The following is a 23,602-nucleotide window of genomic DNA, read 5'->3' as shown; positions in this document are numbered from 1 at the left end:
GGTTAGCAATGCATAAGAATTTAGTTTTTGCACTTATAGGAATGTTACTGATCACATCGAATGCTTTTGCGTTTGAAATGAAAGGTGATATCTCAAGCTGGCAAAAGGAAGATTTTGTTGGTTTTGATACGGTTGGTGATTGCATAGCATCATTTGGTGACATCACAGCTGTATTTTCACGAATAGAGAATGAGACACTTTTTTTAAGAGTAACATTTGATGACATGGTGATACGAGAACACAATAAAGTCATCAAAGATAATTTTCTGAATAAGGACATCGAAGTTCAGGTAACACTGTATACAGGAAAAGGGAAATCTTCAAAAGAGAAATTTGTTGTACCGATAAATAACTACAAATCAAAAACTTCAGAGATGAGATTCCTCAGAACACCTGCATCAAATCTTGTGGAGATATCTAAAACAATTCCCCAAATTTCTCATGAAAAAAATCTGAACTATAACATTGATATTTATCTCGATGGTGTTAAGGTTGATTCTTTTGTCGGTCAAGATAGTGACCTGTTTCGTGGAGGAAATTGTGCTTTTGTGCATCATGGAAATCAGGGTCTTACCTACACTGAAGTCTTTTATGGGCAATACCCACAGGAGACAAGCGGATTTGATGAAGTGCTCGAAGTGCATGAAGCAACTAATACTCCCGGTAATTTTCATATGTCTGGCACACTTATGCCTGCTTCTGAATGGCATAATCCAGAATTCAATGATTGGCTTTCCACTGGAGTATCACAAGGATATGTGGCTATGCTTTCTTCCGCTCTGGGTCAGCATATGATGCCTTTTGTGCAGAATGATATGAATAATTGGTCTGTTGATATTGAATGCGACATGGTAGATTATCTCTACAATTACGTTCCGAAAGTTGCATGGGTACCTGAAAGAGTATGGGTCAAACCGGATCAATATCCCAATGGTGGTGTAATAGACTGGCTTGGTGATAACTGGACTCAGCATGGCATTGAAGCAGTTATTCTGGATGACTCTCCACACTGTTCTGGATATTCCAATACTAAAATTCACTGGATGAATAACGGAAGTGGGATCAATCTCAGAGTTATACCCATTAATAATACTTTTGTGGGAAATATGCATTATGATGCCGATGCTGCAAAAAATCAAATAAACTCAACCGGACAGTATGATATTCTTGTTTATGGAACGGATTGGGAAGTAGCTGCAGAGATGAATGAGCATCATGACACGTATTTCCTTGATAATTATGAAAGTGTGATCTGGTATTGTCATGATAATTATCCTGCAATCAATGTCTGGAAATTAGATGCAGCTCTTTATAATTCGGATTTCAATGGGAGTGGTATTGATATTACTCCTGGTACGTACGGACTGCTTGGTGGAGGTGACGGCTACGGCGGCAGTAACAATAGCTGGTATACGAACTGGGCAGCAACACAATCTCATTCTGATTTTCATGATCCAAAATGGAATTACGGGTATATTTGGGATAATACATATAATAATATTATCTCTTCTCCAAACAATTCGCTTTCCCAATTAGCATGGTATATTATGATGATCAATCTTCATGAAACCGGCTGGCATACTGATGGTGAAGTTGCAGATTGGGAACATCGTTATTCCTCGCATATAAAAAATGCTAATGTGTATGCAGAAGTTTCCCGCTGGGCTAATGGAGATTATACTGTAACTACTAATGCCTACTTCTCAGATATCGATAGAGATGGTGGGGATGAACTCATTATGCATAATGATAAAGTCTTTTTTGTTATTGAAGGAATTGGTGGTAAAGCTAATTGGATTTTTTATAAGGATGACTATGGTAATGCCTATTCTGTAGTGGGATCGGATGTATCATATTGGTCTGAGACTGATGGAGATTATAATGAAAGTTCTTATAATCATTTTGCTGCCCTGTCAGATGTCTCACCAAATCAACAACATGCAGTATATGATATTACGATTGATTACTCAAAAAGCGATTCCATTCAAGCTACATTAACTCAATGGGGTGTAAGTAAAACATTGAGTTTGGAAACAGGAGATAATTTCATGAATATTGTTTATGATTTTTATAACCAGACGGGCTATGTTAAATCGGGTTGGTCTCCTGATCTGCTGGACATTATCTGGAGTGGAAAATCACACCTGCAGAGAATGTGGGGAGATTATGGTTCTTACTGCGGTCAAAGGAATTCAGCTTCCGGAGCTACTGTTGCGTTAGTTCTTGGAAATGGTGGTGCAAGCCATAATGGTGAATTTGAGGGCACACTGGTCAAAGGAGATGAGATCAAAGGGTACAATAAATTGAAGGTCAAGTTATACTCCGGCTGGACATCAGCACCATACGATCCCTATTCTAATAAAGTTACTGAGCTGGATCTACTTGCTTCAGATAACTTAGATATTTTTGCTCCTGAACTAAACAGCAATGCATTTCTTGTTAACAACAACGAAATACAATTGACCTTTAGTGAAGCAGTTGATGAAACCTCTTCTGAGAATACTTCAAATTATTCACTGCAAGATTTTAACGGTTCCTACACCCTTCTGGCAGCAGAAAGGCAAGACGATTGGACAAAGGTAAATTTATTCATTAATGGAACCTTCCAAGTTGGAGATAGTGGTAAAATATTTGTGAGTGATGTTGATGACCTTAATGGTAATACAATTCAAGCTAATAGTTATGCTTCACTGAATGTTCCATCTGGAATCACACCACATACCATTAATATCGATGGAACAAATGATTTTGATGAAGATTCGGAACGTATTTCGAGCCAGATCCACACACTTGATATAACATGGGATGATAATAATCTTTATATTGGATTGTATAATCTTGATCTTGCTGCAGGAGATTTTTTTGTAAACATTGATACTGACCAAACTGCTGGAAGCGGAGCAACAACTGGTTCGTGGGGAAGAGTGGATTTCTCTTCGCCTTATCTGCCGGAATATCAGGTTGCAATTGAAGGAGGTGGAAGTTCGATGCAAGTGAACAATTGGACAGACACAAAAGGATGGAACTATCCAGGGAACGGAACCATTGGCAATTCTTATGAAGGTTGGTCCGGCAACGATTTCACCGAGATCTCAGTTCCTTGGTCTGCACTGGGCAATCCAGAAGCAGTTGCTCTATCCGTACATGTCACACAAGAAGATAATCATATTGTTACTGAAGCATTTCCATTTCTAAATGCTACTGGTGACCATCCAACATTTAGCTTTATTTATGCATTCTTTACGCCATACATCGGAGATGATATGCCTGCTTCTGGTATGGAACCCAACAGTGTTTTTATCATTCCTAATAACGCTCCTGACATAATTGATTATTTTCCAGATTCTTTAAATGTCACTATTCAAGAGAATGATTCTCAAACATTTTCCATAACTGCTGCTGATACAGAAAATGATGAATTGTCATATACATGGAAATTAGATGGCTCAAATTGTAGTTCAGACTCTACCTACACATATGTAACAGACTATAATTCTCAAGGATTTCATACGCTTTCTGTTACTGTTACTGATATGTTTCCAGGTAATGATGCAGATACATTAAGCTGGACCATCGAAGTACTTGATTTCGTGCTTGCAATACCTCAGGTTAGCATTGAGGTTCAAAATGATGATATCGTTCTAAACTGGGATGTGGTAAGTGGAGCAAGTGGTTATAAAATTTACAGAAGTGATACTCCAGATGATGACTTTTCTTTGATCGATACAACTACTAATACTTCTTATACAGACACTGGTGCTGCTTTAGAAACAATAAAATTCTATCGGATTACTTCATATATTATTGGAAAACATTATTAGAAAAAAAATAAGAAAAAAAATATTGCAAAGAAAAAATATGTACAAGGAATTTGTACAACATAGAAAAAAAATCAAGCGAATAGTATAGATAAGGAAAGGAGAAAAAATGAAAAAAAGTATAGTCTTTTTGCTCATGTTATGTATAGTTTATCCTCTTTCTGCAGAATTGAATGACACTCTTCGTGTTCATCCAGAATTGAATGGGTGGAATACGACAAAAATGGAATTCGATGACAATCTTGCTGAGGATTTTTGGTATATGACTATTGAAGCAACTAGTTCAGATCCAGATTCTTCACAGTATCTTTTTATGAATTGGAGCTGGGGTAACCGTTGGGTAGGTGGTTCTGGTGATGTAAATGAAGTTGTTGATCTAACCTTTTATAATTATGATCCAGGAGTAAGTAATTGGATCACAACTAGTGTGACAGAAAATTATTATTATACCTTTAAATTCAAGGACGTAGGATATAATAATACTCAGGGAATTGTATTGGAAACCAGTGCTTCACCTGTAAGTATTACTTCTGTAACCCAGAGTCCTGTTGCTGATTCAGTAACAAATGAAGATCTTGTGACCGTTACTGTAGATATTTCAACAGCAAAGTGTTCAGAAGAGTATATCTACGTAAGATATTCTACTGATAATTGGACATCAGATAATCTAGAGGAAGTTTCTTTTACTGGAACACAAGGTACTGCTGAAATTCCCGCACAAACAGAAGGAACACTAGTGAGTTACTATGTATTTTCAACAACAGTTGCAAATCCGACATCGAATTTTGATTTTATCACATTAGCTTACGATAATAACGCTGGAAATAATTATACATATACAGTGGGTGGAAAACCAAAAGTTGTGTCAGCTGATCCATATAATGAGTATTTGTTTGATGTCACTTTTAGTGAAGCAATGGATACTACAACCACTCTTGATCCTACAAATTACTCGATCACATCAAGTAAAAAAGATGTTACAGTAGAAGATGTGAGTATGATAACAAACCAAATCTATAGAGTAGAAACGACAGGTTTCGAAAGCAATACACTATATACTGTGACAGTTGATACTACTGTAACAGATAGCAATGGCTCACATTTAGATCCCAATAACAACACAGCATCATTTACTTCTTATGAATATGCTCCTATTACGTTTGTTATCGTTGATACTGCTAATGTGCGATTGACGAATTGTTATCTTAAAGGGAGCTGGAATAAAGAGACAGGAATCTATGATGCTACTTGGGGTGGTGGTGCCACAGAACAGATGTATGATGACGGAACACATGGAGATGTGACACCCAATGATCATTTTTGGTCACGATTAAAATATCTTGTTGCAGATTCAACAAAGACTTGGGAGTGGGGAGCAGAAGATCAAAACAATCAGTGGCTTATTGTTGGACCAAATCCCCAATTTTTTGTAAAAAGTGATTCTGTACAAACGTTGCAGTATATTTTGCCCTGGGTTAATCAAACCTCAAGAGACGTGACTGTAACCTTTGGTGTGTATATGGGTAACCTCAATCATCTCTGGTATAACAATGGCGTTTCTATTCAAGGTAATGTATCCCCACTTAATTGGAATTCAGGAAGTAATCTTATGAACGATCCTGATAATGACTCACTCTATACGGTTGATATTACCTTCCCTCAAGGATCTCCCTACGATGTCGAATATAAATTTACCCGTAAGGATAACGATAATAATTGGTCATGGGAAAATATCGCCAACCGCTCATTTGCTATTGATGATTCGAGTCCTACGCAAATCCTTGATTGGGTTTACTGGGATGATGTAATGCCCGTTCCTCAGAACGTTACAATTGCTGTTGTTGGCAGTGATGTTAACCTGACCTGGGATGGTGTTTTTGGTGCAACAGATTATGGTGTATATCGAAGCACTGATCCCTATTCAGGTTTTACGCTGATCGGTAATACTGGTGGAGTAACAAATTACCAGGATTCCGGCGCTGGTGATAATTATCGAGCCGGAAAATTCTTCTACCAGATTAAAGGTGTTCGATAGAATAAACAAAACATTAACTTAAATACAAATAGCCCCAACGATTTTGTTGGGGCTTTTTTACTTATGGTTATAGTCACTAATATTTATACAATGATATTTCTTTACAAGCAGCTTTAGCGCGTACTAATCTTCAGCTGTTACCTTATAAAATACCTCACGTTGTTGAGAGCCATTTTCGTGAATATAGAGTGTATCAGATACTGTATCGAGATAATATAAACTCTGAGGAGAGAAGAACGGAGTGTTGGCTTTATAAATATTATACTTTACATTCGTAATAATATCACCAAAGGTATTTTCTGTTACTGGACTCCAGAAAAGTTGAGCATCATTTCCAATGATAGTAATTGTTAAATTTTCAGGCATTTTGGGTGGATACTCGATAGAACCACCACCGCCATTATTCAATGCCCAGGAAGAAAAATGGTTTGAGCTAAAACTTACAGAATAAGGCGAAGAACCAAAGTTCCAATGTGTTACAGTAAAATCATCATCTAATGAATCCGGGATCCACTCCATTTCTACATCAGAATAACACCATAGTTGGAGATCAACAGTACCGGAAGGAACAGGACTGGTAAATCTGATCGTGTCAATAACTGGAAATGCATTAAATACATCATCACATTTAAGTTCGAACCACATATCGAGCGCATGTTCCGGATGTAAGCATTGAGGATCTTCATTATGCAATGTAACCGTTACTGAACCATATTCCCATGCACCGGCATAGTCATCTGGATCAATAATTATATCAACATTTGCATAAGAGAAATCGAACGGCTTTCCTCTAAGACCAGGTGTTTCAGGGAAATTATGCTGTATCATACCTTGGGTAGGATTCTCCAAACTTATTTCATTTTCATCACTATATAATCTCATCACTCCCGAACTATCTGATCCTATAATGAGATTTTCAGCATAATCATCAGTCTGACCAAATGAAAGAGAGTTGATATAACCGGAATCAAGTGGGTAGGGAATGTTAAAGTCTCCTCGCACACTATCTGCTCTTGGACTTTCTGCTCCAATAACATATATTCTTCCTTTTTCTGAATTATGGGTTGCAAGCCATAGAGCGTTGTCGTTTGTCTCAAGTGCAGAGCATGAAGCAGTTCCCCATAATCGAATTGTGGGATTGAGTCCCCCATCTGTGTATTTAACTCCTGTATAATCCAGGTTGTCAATATCATATTTACATGTTGATCCTGATGTTCCATTTGGTAGTACATTTTGATCTGAAATATACAGGTAGCTATTTGTTACGGCTATATCAGACGGTTCAATTCCTCCTGAAAGAGAAATTGCTTCATCATAGTCAAAATCAAATTCACCTGCACCTAAGTAGTCAGAATAATTCATAAATAGCCGGTAGTGTTCATAATAGTAGAGTTTATTATTGTTTCCAATATCCACTCCTAATACTGTTCTATCACTCGTTATGATATCATAACTTGTTGTATCGGCATCGATATTCAGTACGACAACAACTCCTTTTCCTTCCACGGGATCGATTCCGTTTGCAATTGCTATATAGGTTTCATCATTTATTTCTTTTGCAGAAATATCGTAAACTGTATAATTCTTCAACAATGTATAACTAGCATTATTATCCGTCCAACCACAATGCATGTTTCGATTACTGATCGTGGTCAGACAATTCCAACCAGTTCCATTGTCAATATGGTTGTCATAGAACCAGGTCGAATCACTCGTAAAATCGATTACACAAAGACCACTCATCCAACCTTCATACGCTCCCAAATAAATTCTACCATCTAGGGCAGTAACACAATTGACGGTATCGACAACCATATTTTGTTCTCGAGGAATATCACGATGTCCATCATAATTCTTAAACCTCATCCATAACTCATTATCCTCAGCATCTATAATATCCAAGCCATAATTCGTTGCTACTAATATAGCTTGTTTTGGAAATGCTTGTGTTAGACCTCTTGTGTGACTCCCTACATCCCCAAGTGTACAAGCATCGTAATCCTGAGTGATGAAATTATCAACTGTAACAGAAACCGAGGTATCTGTATTCGAATATGTATAGATATTTACATATACATCGTTAGTATTAAAAACATCTGCTGATCCGATTTCACTCCATTTCCATCTATCCTGATCAACACCAGAACCGGCATCCCAATACGCATAATATGCTGAAATATTAGAATTTTCTCTCGTTAATCTTATTTTACCAGAGGAGTCTGCTACAACTGATCCGGTTGTAGCAACATTATTGACGTTTTTAACATACCGTAAGGTATCATTAATATTTTTTACTGATATATATGAAAAAATGCTACTTGTATCAGCATCTTTAACTTCAAATCTCAATTCACCATTTTGTCCGAAAATGCAATTGTAATAACTGACCTGTATATCGAAGTCACCTTGTAACTCCCATTTACTATCAGAAGTTAATCCCTGTAAATAACCAAGTCCCGAAGAAGAATAGTAAACTGTGTCATTTATAGATGGAGATCCAAAAGAATCCCAGCGATTTTCATCCAAAGTGCTGGTAAAATCATCACTTGGATTTGATGGCTCTATATACCAACTTTTTGTAGCATCAGTTCTCCAGGTATCAGAAATGTTATCTTGTGAAGTATCGTAGAAAAAAACATCTTGAACCTGGTCGCATTGAAGTTTGCCATTTGTGATATTATACTGTTCTACCTCAAAAGAAAATATAGAATGTGGTACAAATAGAACTAAAGAAATAACGAATAAAAAGACTCTTTTCATTCTAACTCCCATTGAATTTAATTAATTAAATTATTTGGAAGAATTTGCTATTTGTGTCAATAAAAATGCTATTATATTTATCAAGAAGGAGTTCATAAGGAGTATAATTTAGTCTTGAAAAATCTTGATTATCTAAATTGTAATAATAATTAATCATCGGTGCTCTATGAAAGGAAAAAATCAGCTATTATTGAAGAAATTATTCTGAAAATATTGTATATAAATACATTCAAAAAAAAAAGTTCTTGACAAAATTATAAAAAAAAAGATTAAAAACATAAAGAAAAATAAAATAAATATTCAACGGAGGTATAGATGAAGAAAATATTAATGATTTTATTCTCTTTATTCTTTGTTACATATCTTTATTCGGCTATCTATGTTCCCGGTACTCATAATGACTGGGATTTAGATTCTTCAAATGAAGCTTATCTTAAGTCGAATCTTGGTTCTACAGATTATTATGGAATTACTATACAACCAAGTGTAGATGGTGAATTCAAAATCGCTGATGGAAGTTGGGATTATACTTGGGGTGGTGGATATTGGATTCCAGGAGTTGGTCATTTTGACACTAGATGGACAATTGCATCAGGTGGTAATAATGCTGAATGGAATGGAGATAATATTTCAGAGTTAAAATCATATGTCCATCTATGTATTGAAAAACCTTCAGACTATCATTCTATGAATATTCCAGTAGGTATTATGACACTAAGTTCAGCACCAATATCAATAAATGATGTGGATTTCACCTACAATGGAAATGGTAGTGATGCAACTGTAGACGTTACATTAAGTGGAAATAAGTGCGCTGAGGAAAAAATTTATGTAAGATACACAGATAATGCTGGTAGTTGGGCTAATGATGGTTTTGCACTAGCATCAGGTTCTGGAACGTCTTATTCGGCAACAATTCCAGGATCAGCTGTAAGCACTTCTACTCAGTTTTATGTTTTGACAACAACAGTAACTTCGACTGGAAGTAGTGATCTTGACAACTATCCTGATTTGATGACTATAAATTATTCTAACAATGGTGGATCTTTTTGGACTCTCCCCGTCGAACTTTCAACTTTTACTGCACAATATATCAATAATACTCCTACTCTATACTGGACTACTCAATCAGAAACAGATAATATGGGTTGGTTAGTGTATCGTAATTCAAAAGAGGATTTCACTTCTGCAACTCAATTGTCCGACATGATCGAAGGACATGGAACGACTACACAGCAACAATCCTATATTTATGAAGATATAATAACTAATCCACAGGTTGGTGATGTTTATTATTACTGGCTAGAGAGTATTGACTATAGCGGTACCGTTCATCATTATAATCGTGTTGCTATTATTACCATTCCAGATATTAATGATCCACAGAATGGTAATACAACTCCAGTAATGTATGATCTATTTGCATCTCCGAATCCATTTGCAGATGCAACGGAGATTAAATTTATACTCAATCAATCTGCTTCGGTCGATGTGCAGGTCTATGATATAAGAGGTGCTATGGTAAAAGACTTTGATACAAAGCATGTAACTGCTGATCAAGAAATTGTGATTCCTTGGGATGGTAAGGATAACAGCGCTAAAATTCTTGCTAATGGAATTTATTTCTACTCTTTGGTAGTGAATGGTAATAACTATACTACTAAGAAAATTATTATAATGAAATAAACTATCATACCGTAGTTCGCAAAGCATGATAGTTTTTATATATGTCAGGGCTGATTCGTCAGCCCTTTTTTATTCGTTGGCTTATAATAATTTTCAGTATATGTAATTGTAATCAGAGGATTTCCTATGAAAAAAACATTTCTCTTATTGCTCTTCATGAACATAACACTCATCGGAATGAGTGCTCCGGTGCATACTACCTATCTATGGCACTTGCAGCAACCGATCTACTGGCCAGACAAAGGAACCTGGAACACAAACCGTTACCAAACCTGCTGGGAGTCACAATGGCTCAAACAGAACAACGGCAACTGGTATTCGGATGGGCAGCAACATCCCCTCAATAACCTTGAAGATATCTTCAATAAAGCAGACAGAGTTGCTGCCTATCAATGGCGTCCAAAAGACGCAGTGCAAACCCTGCTCGGTCTTGCTGATGCAGGCGCACAGGTAAATTATTCCGGTTGCCTGATAGAAAATGTGCAGAGTCTCGCAGATGCCGGACAATGGGGATATAACAGCGGTTGGCAGGGCAGTTTCCAGACCGCACGATCATGGCAGACATCAGGTGGAAATCCACGAACGGATCTCACAGCCTTCACGTTCCATCATGCATTAGCTCCCCTGATTGATGAAAGCGCTCTGCATAAAGAAATTCAAGCACATCGTTATATTTACAATCAATACTTCGGTAATGATCCGGTATATTCAAAAGGATTCTGGCCTGCAGAATGCTCTTTCTCGAACAGAATTATACAGACGCTTGTAGAAGAGAGCATTGAATGGTCAGTAATCGCAAACAGCCATCTGGCAAGAACCTGCCAGGATTACCCACTCAGCTATGGTACGTCAGGATGCAATATTGATCCGCCAAATCCCGCTGATATTCTTGGACCAACAGGAAATAATTGGTGGAGTGGACAGATCGATGGCCGAGGTGGAACCTTTGCCGCACCTTTCTGCTATCAGGCACATAAAGCACAATATGTTGATCCCGAAACCGAGCAAATTTATACTATCGATGTTGTACCAATGGGTGATGTACTCAGCTATATGAATGGTTACGGAACCATGGGAACCGGTGAGATCGATTCACACATTGCTCCCTATAATGATCCTTCCCAGCCCTGTATTGTGCTCATGGCACATGACGGCGATAATGCCTGGGGAGGGGGATTCGATTACTATATGAACTCAGTGCCGAACTTCGCAAATGCGGCTGCAGCGCAGGGATATATTCCCTCAACCGTACAGCAGTTTCTGGATGATAATCCCGTACCCGATAATGATATCGTGCATGTGGAAGATGGAAGCTGGGTCAATGCTGCTAATGATTGGGGACATCCGCAGTTCATAAACTGGCTCTGGCCGATGTACAATGGGAGTTATCAATTCGACCCCTTTGGCTGGACTGAGGATGTGCGCAATTGGGCAGTAATCACTGCAGCACAGAACAGAGTGGAAACCGCAGAAAACCTGGTCGTTTCGGTGAATGTCGGTAAGATCGTTATTCCTGATGCCAGTGCAAATAATGCGGAGTTGGCATGGCATTTCTTCCTGCCATCTCTCACAAGCGGATATATGTATTACGGTACATCACTGGATATGGAAGTCAAGCAGACGATTGCGTGTAATATTGCCGTGGAATATGCAGATTACGAGATCGATGCACATCCTGGAGTTGATAACGTCGCACCTACGATCTTCATTCCTCAGCGATTTCCGTACAATCCTGGAGGAGAAGGTTTCGGACCGATCTATGGGTATCAAACGCATCAAAATTCAAGTGATTTCTATGTATGGACATTTGCATATGATGTTTCCGGATTGAACACAGTGGAACTGAAATACCGTATCGATAATGATGGAGTAAACTCACTCAACTCACATGATAATGAAACCTATGCAGGTGGTTCGGAAGTGGGAACCTGGCACTCGATTACCATGTCTATGAGAGATTTCCCCACCGGAAATGTAACAGGTAATCCAGAAATCGATTTCTTTGTGTTGCCAGATTACATCGCGAATGAATACTATGCAGAAATCTCGGGCTATACAGAGTGCCTGGTAGACTATTATGTTGAAGCTGAAGATGCACATGGAAATGTGAAGAAGTCACCCATACAGCATGTCTTTGTCGGTTCAGGTGGAGGTACTGTACAGAGCTATGTACAATGGACACCGGAAGAACCCCAAGTTGGTGACCAGTTAACGATCACCTATGGTGAAGATGGTTCACTGTTCAATGTGACGCAGCTTCAGATTCATCTTGGAAGAAACGGCTGGCAGAATGTTGATGACCATGCAATGAACTATTCTGCACAGGATACAGTATGGACGTACACCTTTACAATTGAAAATGGAACCACAGTTGTTGATTTCTGCTTCCATGACGGACAGGGCAACTGGGATAATAACAATGGACAGGACTGGCATGTGCAGGTCCAGGGAGCAAGCGTACCCTTCATTATGGATGGTGTGGTTGATGCACAGGCAGAGCTGGTTGCGTTTTCTGCTGATCTGGAACTCTGGGCAGCAGTTGATAATGACTGGTGCTATTTGGCATGTACACCAGCAGGAAGTTCGACCGACCTCTTTATGATGATTGCCAGCGAAATCTCTCAGATGACTTCGGCACCTTGGGCAAAAGCAGGGCAGGTTGCACAGTGGGATCTTTTCCTTGCACAGGAAGGCTCGAATGGTTATAATGCCTGGTACGATAATGAAGGGACAACATGCGCAGCATTGAATTCTGTGCTTGAGGGTTACTTCTCTATAGACACAGAACTCGGTGCAGTGGATAGTTTCTACGTTGCTGTCGGTGAGTACAGTACTAATGATGGTGGAACTCTTGAAGACCAACTTCCCATAGGTAATGGAGATGGCAACATCGATTTTAATGAATATTGCACGCATCTAATTCCGATCGTTACGAGTCAGGATGTAACTGTTACAATCCAGGTTTATATGGGTATTTTGGACTCTCTTTTGTATAATCACGGTGTAGCTGTTCAGGGAAATGTGGTACCTTTGAATTGGACAGTGGGCAGTAGTTTGATGACAGATGCTGACCTAGATTTGATTTATACCGCTGATATTTTTTTCCCTTCCGGCTCAACAAAGGATGTAGAATACAAATTTGCACGTTGTGATGATAGTAACAGCTGGAGTTATGAAGGCATTGTAGATAATCGTTCGTTTGCTATTGATGATTCAAGTCCCACCCAGACATTGGAATGGGTTTATTTTGGTGATATGATGCCAGTTCCTCAGAGTGTTACAATTGCTGTTATTGGTAGTGATGTTAACCTGACCTGGGATGGGGTCTTTGGTGCTACAGATTATGGTGTATATCGAAGTGCTGATCCCTATTCAGGTTTTACTCTGATTGGAAATACTGGTGGAGTAACAAACTACCAGGACACTGGAGCTGGTGATAATTACCGAGCCGGAAAATTCTTCTACCAAATTAAAGGTATTCGATAGAATAAACAAAACATTAACTCAAATACATGAAACCTCAAAGTTTGTTGGAGCTTTATTGTTTTAACGAAAAACTTCTTAGTTTGAGAATGATATTTCTATAGAGTAGTTATTTTCGTGTACTGATCTTTTGAAAACACTGCAGATGATCTATATGAAATAAAATAACTCATTCCCAAGCCCCAGCTTGGGGATGCAAGATAAACTTTCGGGGCTGTTTTATCAGCCCCTTTTTTATCGCGTCGTAGTCCCGATCAAACGAGATGAAGCCGGATTTCTACCTTACCTTTGTCTTGCCTTAGAAAAAGTGGGAATTAAAGGGGGAGTTTGATTTAATTGTCATGAGCTTCAGTTATTAGATGTTGTATATAAAACAAAAGAGGTTTTAATCCTTTATGTCAATTGTGGACTAAAGTTCTTATTTGTTTTGATTTTAAATACACGACTTGTAAATCGTGGCTATTTATTCAGATTAATGAATGAAAAAACTATCTCTTATATTTGTAGACTAAAACTTTAAGCTTCTTGCTTAACTCATCATCGATCATACCCCACGTAAAACGCCAGACCCAATTATCCTCAATGGTTCCCGGTCGGTTCATCCTCGCTTCTTGTCCAAGGCAGAGAATATCCTGCAGCTGTATGATCATCCACACAGAAGGCGTGGAATACGCACACTCGATCATCTGCCAGCAAATTGACTCACTCTCATCAAAATCTATATAATCTGTAAGAGTCTCAAAAATCTGTGGTTCATATTTCTGCATATTCATAAACCAGGTTTTGATCGTATCATTATCATGCGTACCAGGATACGTAATTGAATTCTCCTCAAACTCATGAGGTCTTTGGTCACGTAGTGCAAAAGAATACTGCAGGATCTTCATGCCAGGCAGCTCAAATTCATGACGAAGTTCATCGACACGAGGAATGATTATTCCCAAATCCTCAGCAATAATTGGAAGATCACCCAGATATTGCTTGATCGTTGCAAAGAAGTCGGCATCCGGACCTTTTCCCCATTCACCTTTCTGTGCAGTTTTAGAGCCGGGCTTTACTTTCCAATAGCGGATAAATCCAATAAAATGATCGATCCTCATATAGTCGACCAGCGTGAGTAAATGAAAGATCCGATCCCGCCACCAGAGATAGTCATTTTGCTTCATCCTGTCCCAATTATACAGCGGATTTCCCCAGAGTTGACCTTCTTTTGAAAATTCGTCGGGTGGTACACCAGAAATCACAGTCGGATTACCTTCATCATCAAGATAAAAGAGTTCCTGGTTGACCCAGACATCCGCACTATCATACGATACAAATATCGGAATATCACCAATAATATGAATATTATTTTTGTGGGCATATTCACGAAGTTCTCTCCATTGGATTTCGAAAAGATATTGTTCAAACTTGTAGTATCTGATTCGCTCAGCGAGTTTATTTCGCCATAAGATCAGTTCCTTGTCCATTCGTTTTCTTATACCCTCTTCCCATGTATTCCAGGAAGTGTACTCAAACTTTTCTCGAAGTGCAGCAAACAAACTAAAATCATCCAGCCATAATGCGTTCTCATAACAGAAATGATCGAATTCAGTCAGTACTGTATGAGGTTTCTGGTTTTGGAAATATTCAAACGCCTTTGCTAGTAAACGAGCCTTGTGTTCGATAATCTTGTAGAACACAACTTTATGATCATCAAATCCTTGTGATCCATTCACATCATCTGCTTTTAGAAGTCCTTTTTCGACAAGCTTCTCTGGACTGATGAGATACGGATTACCTGCGAAAGCAGAGATTGGATTGTAGGGTGAATTTCCATAACCAGGATAGTTTAAAGGAAGTATCTGCCACAGTTTCTGACTGGATTCAGAAAGAAAATCAACAAATCTGTATGCATTTGGTCCCAGGTCACCGATACCATACTTGGATGGTAATGATGTTGGATGCAGAAGTACACCACATGAGCGTTTAAATTTCATCAAAACCTCTTTATAATGAAGATGAGAAGGAAATCAGGCAGATAGGGGATTATGTCAATTTTCTTAATGAGCTCAATTGATTTCATGATATTATTGACAATCAATCATCATAGTTTTCCTTCGAATAAAAGTTAAAAATCAACAAGGAGTATTGCAATGAAGAAAATATTCTATACGATTCTTGCGATTTTGATATTTATTGGTGCAGTATCATGTACGAATACGCAGAAAAATTTCTGGGAAGGCAACTATTTTCATCAGGATTGTGTTGTTACTCCCCAGCCCGGTGATGATGTCATCAAAGCAAAGATCGATGGTGTTTGGAATGAGTATGAACTTGTAGAGTTTCCCGAGAAATTCATGGAATGGGATGTCCAAAAGAGGATCGAAACACTGGATAGATTCCTCCAAATGAAACCACCTGAACTGGCAGGTCCTCATAATGGTATCGTTGCGACATATGGTTTTAAACGTGGTGACTTTCAATTCAAGCTGAACAATGCTGTAAAAGGTATGGGATTTCTTCCAAAGGCAGAGAAACTTCCCGAACTTATTGCCTTGATGGAAGCAACAAGTGATTCTTCATTCTTTAAAAAACTCGAAACGCTTCGTTATTTCTATACGAATGTTGATTCATTGTTTGATTTAGATAGGCAGGTTTCGCTTGAATTGTATGCAACACCGGAATTCGAAACTCAGACTTTTCTCAATCAGATGACATATCCGGTTTCTACGATCGTATTTCTTGATATACCATCCTATAAGCTGAAAACGATTGCCCGTTTACTTCATCCGGACGATCCTGATCTTACGGATTATGAAGAGTTGGTGGTTCGATACATAAACGATGTGCATAGTTATTTTCATGGACAATTCCCACGTGACTATCCTGCAGTCATTTATTATGTATGTGAAATTTATGATAATTCACCTGGCAGAAGTGATGCAATGGGCAGGCGAATAGTACCATAATAAAATCTTAAAAATAAAGGCTCGATTGTGTGATCGAGCCTTTGTTATATTGAGAAAAAATACTATTTTTCAATAACTTTTACATAGATTTCAGATTTTAACTTGTCTATCCAATCCTCGATAGCTTTTTGCTGCTTTTCCTGGTAAACGATCTGCTCAAGCTGCAACGCAACTTCGTCATAGGTATATGGTCGAGGTTCAGCATACCCAATATTCTTGAAGATATAATATACTCCTTCGATTTCCAAAGGTTCGGTGAAATCACCTTCATTAAGATCCTTCAAGTACATGCCGATCTGAGGTATTTCGCTAAGCTGCTCAATAGGATATTCATCGATGACAACCTCTTCCTCAGTCTCTTCAGAGGGAGTTGAATAGATCTTTGCCAGTTCAATAAAATCCTCACCATTTTGCAGTTTTTGATACACGTCATCAACGAGCTGGGAGATTTTTTCCTTATCACTTTCAGACAGAGTTGCTTCTACCAGAATATGACGTGCTTTAATCTCACCATCTCTTTTGTCATCGATACGAATAAGGTGGTAACCGAACTCAGTAAGAACAGGCTCACTCACTTCACCAATTTCCAGATCGAACGCTGCTTCTTCAAACTCGGGCACCATTTGACCTCGGCCGAAATATCCAAGATCACCACCCTGTGCTGAAGAAGGGCAGTCAGAATACGTTTGAGCTAGTGTTTCGAAATCTCCACCTTTTTTCAATTGATCCTGAATATCTTCTATCTTTTTGAGCGCTTGCTCGAGACTTTCGCTTCCCATTGCTGGCTTGATAGAAATTTCAGCGATCTTAACCATTTTCGGTCTATCCGGCAGGCTGTCTATATGGGTTTCGTAATAGGTCCTTTTCTCATATTCTGAGACGTCGATTTTTGAAAATACTTCCTGCTGGAGAAGTTTGTCACGAACGACCTGTTTTGCGATTTGTTCACGGTAGCGGTCTTTCAAGGCATCGACTGTAAGACCTTCGTTCTGAAGAACCTGCAAAAAATCCTGATAGGTCGGGAACTGTGAGATGATGTTTTGTATGATTCTTTCAAGCTGCATCTCTACTTCACCATCAGCTGCGGTGATGTCGTCCCGCTCTGCTTTCTCGGTGATGAGTTTTTCTTCTACAAGAAGCTGCAGAACTTCTTCTTTTGTAACATTTTGTCCAAGGGCTGCAGAAGCAAGAAACTCTTTATAATTAGCTTCGACTTCGGAAGTAAGGATGATCTGATTGCCGACGATTGCAGCGATCCCATCAACTTCATCTGCATTAAGCATGTTTCCAAAATGAAGAATACCAACCAACAGTATGATTATGATTTTAAAAATTTTCATATTGAACCTAATATATTTTTACTTTATAGTTTATTTCTAAACTATCCAATGAATTTGTTATAAATTCTTCACGCTTGATCTCAAGAAGTTCGATCAAAAGCGAGTCACTGATATCCTGGAATGGAATAGGTGATTGTTCTTCGATCGTGTCGAGTAATTGCACAATTTTGAGCTTTCCTTCATCATCGATGATTCTAATATGCCATCTTTTCATGCCAGAAACGAAATCCCAGAACTCAGGAGTCACATCATCATCGGACACCGTTTGTACAACATAATTCGAACCGATATTTTTTGCAACAGTGTAGAAAGCTTCTCCTTCATTGAAAAGTTTGATTGCAGAGTCTGCTATTGTCCAGTTAGGTACGATGAATTCCTGGATTTTATAGAAGGTTTTATCGATCAGGAAATCATTTCTATGCAAATTGTAATAATCGAGGACCTCATCACGAGATACGAAAATATCTTTGATCTTTTGAGCAAGTATCTCATTTGCAAGGAGTGTTCTTTCAGCATATTTGATATTGAATTTGACCTCTGGCTTTTTGTCGAATCCGAGTTTTTCTGCTTCCTGTGCGAGAAGTGTTATCTCGATCCACTCATTGATCACCTGGTTTTTTTCTTCAGGAGTAGCTTTCAGCCATTCTTCTTCAGTAAAGAGTGAACGAAATTCGTTTTCATAGAGCTTCTCGTTATTGACCTCTGCTACAATGATGCCCTTCTTGCTCTCGTCCTTATTGCACTGAAGCACCGTAAAAATAAGGATGAGACAAAGGATGAGACTATAAATTTTCTTCATATCTTTCAATAATAATGCCGTATTCATTAACAGCGTTATCGAACCATTGGCGGTATTTTTGGTTTGAGAGTTCGAGACTGATATCATAATGAACTTCAGACAGCGGCTGCTGTACTCCATTTAAAATGAACTCACCTTTATGGGCATCGTAATAATTTTGAATATCCTGCTCACTCACCATGATGGCAGGATTGATCACTCTATTATAGACTTCCTGGACAACATAAGCATTCCAGTTCTTATCGAATTCCTGTGATTGCGCATCCCATTGTGAGATGAAATTCGATGAAGATTCATAATTTTCATCCACAGCTTGTTCATAGAGAAATTCCTGCAAAGCTATCTGTGCGGTGATATCCTTATAATCTAAATAGTCCAGATTATCTCGCTGGTCCGGAGTGAGGAAGAAATCGAGATACTTTTTCAGCGTGCCATAGGTGATTGCTGATGTTCCTTTAGATGCGACTACAAGACCATCATATACATTTGTAGTTGACCCAAGTCCTTTTTCCAGGTTTGTGTCATTAATAATGATCTTATCTTTGAATTCTGCGAGATAATCATTCAGATATGAACTTTCTCTTTCATTCTGGATCGTGGTGCCAACTTCTTTTCTTATCTCTTCAATTGTCGGATCTTCATATCGTTTGATGATGTAGTAGCCATAATTGGTGAGGACAGGTTGTGTAAATCCGCCAACTTCTGGAAGCGAATTATCATAGGGGAGTATATTTTGAAGCACATCAAGCTTGATCAGTTCTGCTTTATTGTTGGGAGTTCGATATGCTTTATCCGTATATTTTTTCTGCAGACTTTCAAATTCAGCACCATTCTCAAGCTTCCCATATGCTTCAAATATCTTTTCTTCTGCTTTTGCAGTGTCTTCCTGTACAGGGATGAATATTGTTCTGATCTTAACAAAAGGATTCTCCTCAACATAAACAGCAAGCTCTTCGTCGGAAATGGTTGTATTCGATGTTACGATATCTTCAAGCATCGTGTTGATGAGGATTTCTTTTCTCATCTCATTTCTTTGCCATTCAAAATCCTTGTTGAAACCCGGCTCATTGACCATTCCTGTTTTTTGTGCATATATCTCTGCAACTTTATTATTGATAAGTTGATCGAGGATAAGACCTGCGTCTTCAGCGGTTATTTGCATTCCATATTGAGCAGCAGTGCCCTCCACATCCGACAGATATATCTCACTTCCGTTTACAGATGCAAGGAGGATATCGGAATCTTTCCTGAGAAAATTGTTAACAATGATCAGTGCAGCAGCAACGATGACGATGATAATGAGTATTATTTTCGATGATTTTTTCATATACGTCCTTTTATTGATCAGGTTTTATGAGCACCTAATATTTTAAGTATTTGAATACAAACGTCAAAATTCACGGTGAAGCTGTCAATTTTATTGTGGGGGAGCAAGATGGTAATTCTGGCACCTTTTGTCATGTTGAACTGCACTTCATAAGGAATATTTTTCACGATTTCTTCGATCCTGTTTTTAGTCAGGATGTGCCCATCGATATCGATCACAAGTTTTCGTTTACCGACTAGAAGCGACGCGATGGATGTTCGGGCAAGAAGGAATGATACATAGTAATATTTGAAGACATATTCTGCAACCGGCGGTAATGGTCCAAACCGGTCACGCATCTCATTTTTTAAGGATTGTATGTCTGTCTCTTCTTCAAGATTGTTCAGACGTTTATAGAAATCGAGCCGAATTGCATCGTCCTCTATGTAGTATTCAGGAAGTGAGAATGGAATCTCGCATTGAATTTTTGTTTTATAGCGTTCTACTTTGAAGATATCTCTCTCCTCTCCTTTTTTTATTTTATCAATAGCCCGTTTCAGAAGTTGATTATAAAAGTTCATCCCGATCATATTCATGATGCCGTGCTGTTTTTTTCCAAGAATATTCCCGGCACCTCGTATCTCGAGATCGCGCATAGCAATATTCAATCCTGAACCGAGCCCTTCGTGCTGCTCGATGGTAAGCAGTCGTTCATGTGCTGTTTTTGTAATTTTTTTAGGTATAATGAGGTATGCATAAGCCTGGTGATCTGATCGACCAACTCGCCCCCTTAACTGGTAGAGTTGTGCAAGTCCTAATGTGTCGGCGCGATTAATAATGATGGTGTTCGTGTTTGGGATATCGATACCGGATTCGATGATCGTGGTGCAGATAAGGACATCAAATTGATGATGGTAGAAATCCAGCATGACCTGCTCCAATTCGCGCGCAGACATCTGTGCATGTGCTACACGGAAACTCACATCTTTCATGAGTGCGCTAAGTTTTTCTTCCATGCCATAGATCGTTTCAACTCTGTTATGAAGAAAGAAAACCTGTCCCTGCCTGTCGATCTCTCTGCGAATCGAAGCAAGGATCACATCCTCATTATATTCGATGACAGCTGTTCGAACTGGCAAGCGGTTCTCAGGTGGGATGTTCATGATCGTCATATCTTTGACACCGGTTAGTGCCATATTCAGCGTTCGCGGGATCGGTGTTGCTGAAAGCATGAGCACATCGACATTATGTTTGAGAGCTTTCAGCCGTTCTTTATGTCGCACACCGAATCGTTGTTCCTCATCGATTATAATGAGCCCGAGATCCTTGAACTCGACATCTTTTGAAAGAAGTCGGTGCGTACCGATTATAATGTCGGATTCCCCATACTTGATTCGCTCGGTTATCTGCTTCTGAGCTTTCGGTGTTACGAATCTACTCAGCATATCGATGCGAACAGGATAATCTTTCAAGCGCTCGGTAAAAGTCACATAATGCTGCTCGGCAAGGATCGTGGTAGGTACGAGAAATGCAACCTGCTTGCTGTCCATAACTGCTTTAAAGGCAGACCGGACTGCGACTTCAGTTTTCCCGAATCCTACATCACCACAGATAAGACGCTCCATTGGGATTGCGGATTCCATGTCTGCCTTGACATCTTCTGTTGCTTTGATCTGGTCTGCAGTATCCTCATAAATAAATGATGCTTCGACATCCTTCTGCCATTCGGTATCTTTTGTGAAAGCATAACCGGTCGAAATTTTGCGTTGTGCATACAGGTAAAGAAGATCAGCAGCGATTTGCTCGACATCTTTCTTGAGTTTTTTCTTAGTGCTTTCCCAGCGTGTGCTGTCCAGCTTGTGTAACTCGGGAATGATGCCTTCCTGGGTTACGAATTTCGCAACCTGCTGAAGCTGATCGGTCGGAACATAAACTTTATCATTATCCGCATATTGAAGAAGCAGGCAGTCCATGTTTCTGTCTTGTACTGAAATGTTCTCTATTCCTTGAAATATACCAATGCCATAATCGATATGAACGATGTAATCACCCGGTTTGAGTGCTTCATAATCTGACAGCGCTTCTGCTTTTTTAAAATGGGCGAACCGTCTTTTCTGCCTGTACCGGTTGAATATTTCATGGTCGGTAAAAATTGCAAGATTGGCATCCTCGAGGACAAAACCGTTCTGGAATACACCAACATGAAATTGTACCTTATCTTCGAAATCAGACAGCATTGTTCGCATTCGGTTGCTTTGACTCAGGTTGTCGGACTGAATGAAGACTGCATAATTCTTTTTGAGAAGCTCTGCAACATCATCGGTGAGAAGCTCAAGTTTGCTATTGTAATTCATCTGCGATTTGCAGGAAAATTCTACATACGATGTGACTCCGATGATTTCTGCATTTGTGAAATGAAGTCTCTTGAATGCTTTTGAGCTTAAATCTGAATATGAATCGAACAACTCATCCGGCTTGGGCACATTCTCAGGATTTAGATGAGAAATTTTCTTTTCGTAATTTTCATTCACCTCGTCAAAAAGATGAATTTCTGCACTGGTAAATTTCTCTTCTTCATCAAGAGTGAGCATACATGTTTCAGGTAAAAAATAATCCAGGAATGAGGATGTTTTCTCAAGCAACAAGGAAAGGTCCTGCTCGATCCCCTCGTAAAATCCGTGTTCTGCAATGCGGCTGCTTAGTTTGTCCGGTAAAGGGGATTTCAAATACTCTAAAGATAGTTCCTTGATCGGCTGAACAGCGATCTTCGAAATATCTTCACGGAGAGAAAGCTGTGAAGAAAGATCGAACTCACGGATGGAGGTGATCTCATCTCCCCAGAATTCCAGCCTGTGAGGATTTTCATGTTGAGGAGAGTAGATGTCCAGTATCCCACCGCGCTTGCTTATCTCGCCCGGCTGCGTTACCTGCGAAGTATGTTGGTATCCAGCAGAAACAAGATGTGATAAGATCGCATCGATCGAGTATTCGTAATCTTTTTCAAGCGTGAGAAGATACTTTCTGAATATTTCTGGATGAGCTATTTTTCGAAGGAGTTCTCGCAGAGAGACAATGTATGTTCCTTTTTGATTATTAACAGCAGCAGAAAGCGTATTACTCCTTTCCAGTTGAACTGTTTTTCTTGGTGAGAAGGGCTCGTACGGTAGCAGTTCATATCCTGCAAGATGGTAAATATCTTTCTTCCCGATCAGCACGTCGAGGTCATCATACAGGTGTTGAGCGATCGAATCATTCTCAGTCACAAGCACAATTGATTTTTTAGATATATCAAAAATATAACTCAAAGCCAGCGCTTTCGCAGAGCTGTTCAAACCAGAAATGCGTATGTCCCCCGGCGAATGCATGAACGTATGCAATCGTTTGAAATTGTGTGACTTGTTCAGAAACGTTTCGAGTTTATTAT

At 39.0% G+C, this 23,602-nt stretch carries 11 protein-coding genes; 5 read left to right on the top strand and 6 right to left on the bottom strand.

The window, feature by feature from the left end:
* The first annotated feature begins 8 nt into the window (after positions 1 to 8).
* Positions 9 to 3,821, top strand: coding sequence for a hypothetical protein (locus JW794_10675; protein MBN2018576.1), 3,813 nt, complete (start codon positions 9 to 11; stop codon positions 3,819 to 3,821).
* Positions 3,822 to 3,927: 106 nt separating this feature from the next.
* Positions 3,928 to 5,853, top strand: coding sequence for an Ig-like domain-containing protein (locus JW794_10670; GenBank protein MBN2018575.1), 1,926 nt, complete (start codon positions 3,928 to 3,930; stop codon positions 5,851 to 5,853).
* A 123-nt stretch (positions 5,854 to 5,976) separates the two neighbouring features.
* Here the strand turns inward: JW794_10670 and JW794_10665 are convergent, their stop codons facing one another.
* The gene (locus JW794_10665; protein ID MBN2018574.1) at positions 5,977 to 8,613 is read right to left on the bottom strand and encodes a hypothetical protein; all 2,637 of its coding nucleotides are present in this window, start codon (positions 8,611 to 8,613) and stop codon (positions 5,977 to 5,979) included.
* A gap of 315 nt (positions 8,614 to 8,928) precedes the next feature.
* Here JW794_10665 and JW794_10660 point away from each other — a divergent pair, with 315 nt between their 5' ends.
* Complete coding sequence (locus JW794_10660) at positions 8,929 to 10,299, top strand: T9SS type A sorting domain-containing protein (GenBank protein ID MBN2018573.1); 1,371 nt, start codon at positions 8,929 to 8,931, stop codon at positions 10,297 to 10,299.
* Positions 10,300 to 10,425: 126 nt separating this feature from the next.
* Complete coding sequence (locus JW794_10655) at positions 10,426 to 13,785, top strand: hypothetical protein (protein ID MBN2018572.1); 3,360 nt, start codon at positions 10,426 to 10,428, stop codon at positions 13,783 to 13,785.
* A 485-nt stretch (positions 13,786 to 14,270) separates the two neighbouring features.
* On the opposite strand, the gene malQ is transcribed toward JW794_10655, so the two are convergent.
* Positions 14,271 to 15,761, bottom strand: a complete 1,491-nt coding sequence (gene malQ, locus JW794_10650; GenBank protein MBN2018571.1) for a 4-alpha-glucanotransferase — start codon at positions 15,759 to 15,761, stop codon at positions 14,271 to 14,273.
* A gap of 156 nt (positions 15,762 to 15,917) precedes the next feature.
* Between malQ and JW794_10645 the strand changes: the two genes are divergently transcribed.
* Complete coding sequence (locus JW794_10645; GenBank protein MBN2018570.1) at positions 15,918 to 16,733, top strand: hypothetical protein; 816 nt, start codon at positions 15,918 to 15,920, stop codon at positions 16,731 to 16,733.
* Positions 16,734 to 16,795: 62 nt separating this feature from the next.
* Here the strand turns inward: JW794_10645 and JW794_10640 are convergent, their stop codons facing one another.
* The 4 genes from JW794_10640 to mfd form a co-directional block, all read right to left on the bottom strand.
* Entirely contained in the window at positions 16,796 to 18,073 is a 1,278-nt protein-coding gene (locus tag JW794_10640) for a peptidylprolyl isomerase (protein MBN2018569.1), read from the bottom strand.
* Positions 18,074 to 18,080: 7 nt separating this feature from the next.
* Complete coding sequence (locus JW794_10635; GenBank protein MBN2018568.1) at positions 18,081 to 18,872, bottom strand: hypothetical protein; 792 nt, start codon at positions 18,870 to 18,872, stop codon at positions 18,081 to 18,083.
* Entirely contained in the window at positions 18,856 to 20,199 is a 1,344-nt protein-coding gene (locus JW794_10630; protein MBN2018567.1) for a hypothetical protein, read from the bottom strand. Before JW794_10630 ends, JW794_10635 begins: the two co-directional genes overlap by 17 nt.
* A gap of 17 nt (positions 20,200 to 20,216) precedes the next feature.
* The coding region (gene mfd, locus JW794_10625; protein ID MBN2018566.1) for a transcription-repair coupling factor at positions 20,217 to 23,602 on the bottom strand (3,386 nt) is incomplete at its 5' end.

The organism is Candidatus Cloacimonadota bacterium (genome assembly GCA_016932035.1).
GTDB lineage: Bacteria > Cloacimonadota > Cloacimonadia > JGIOTU-2 > JGIOTU-2 > Celaenobacter.
This window is presented reverse-complemented; position numbering and strand designations above follow the sequence as displayed.

What these genes read in the sequence shown, in the direction of transcription:
- JW794_10675 (MBN2018576.1), top strand. Translation starts at nt 9, where the DNA reads ATGCATAAGAATTTAGTTTTTGCACTTATAGGAATGTTACTGATCACA.
- JW794_10670 (MBN2018575.1), top strand. Translation starts at nt 3,928, where the DNA reads ATGAAAAAAAGTATAGTCTTTTTGCTCATGTTATGTATAGTTTATCCT.
- JW794_10665 (MBN2018574.1), bottom strand. Translation starts at nt 8,613, where the DNA reads ATGAAAAGAGTCTTTTTATTCGTTATTTCTTTAGTTCTATTTGTACCA.
- JW794_10660 (MBN2018573.1), top strand. Translation starts at nt 8,929, where the DNA reads ATGAAGAAAATATTAATGATTTTATTCTCTTTATTCTTTGTTACATAT.
- JW794_10655 (MBN2018572.1), top strand. Translation starts at nt 10,426, where the DNA reads ATGAAAAAAACATTTCTCTTATTGCTCTTCATGAACATAACACTCATC.
- malQ (MBN2018571.1), bottom strand. Translation starts at nt 15,761, where the DNA reads ATGAAATTTAAACGCTCATGTGGTGTACTTCTGCATCCAACATCATTA.
- JW794_10645 (MBN2018570.1), top strand. Translation starts at nt 15,918, where the DNA reads ATGAAGAAAATATTCTATACGATTCTTGCGATTTTGATATTTATTGGT.
- JW794_10640 (MBN2018569.1), bottom strand. Translation starts at nt 18,073, where the DNA reads ATGAAAATTTTTAAAATCATAATCATACTGTTGGTTGGTATTCTTCAT.
- JW794_10635 (MBN2018568.1), bottom strand. Translation starts at nt 18,872, where the DNA reads ATGAAGAAAATTTATAGTCTCATCCTTTGTCTCATCCTTATTTTTACG.
- JW794_10630 (MBN2018567.1), bottom strand. Translation starts at nt 20,199, where the DNA reads ATGAAAAAATCATCGAAAATAATACTCATTATCATCGTCATCGTTGCT.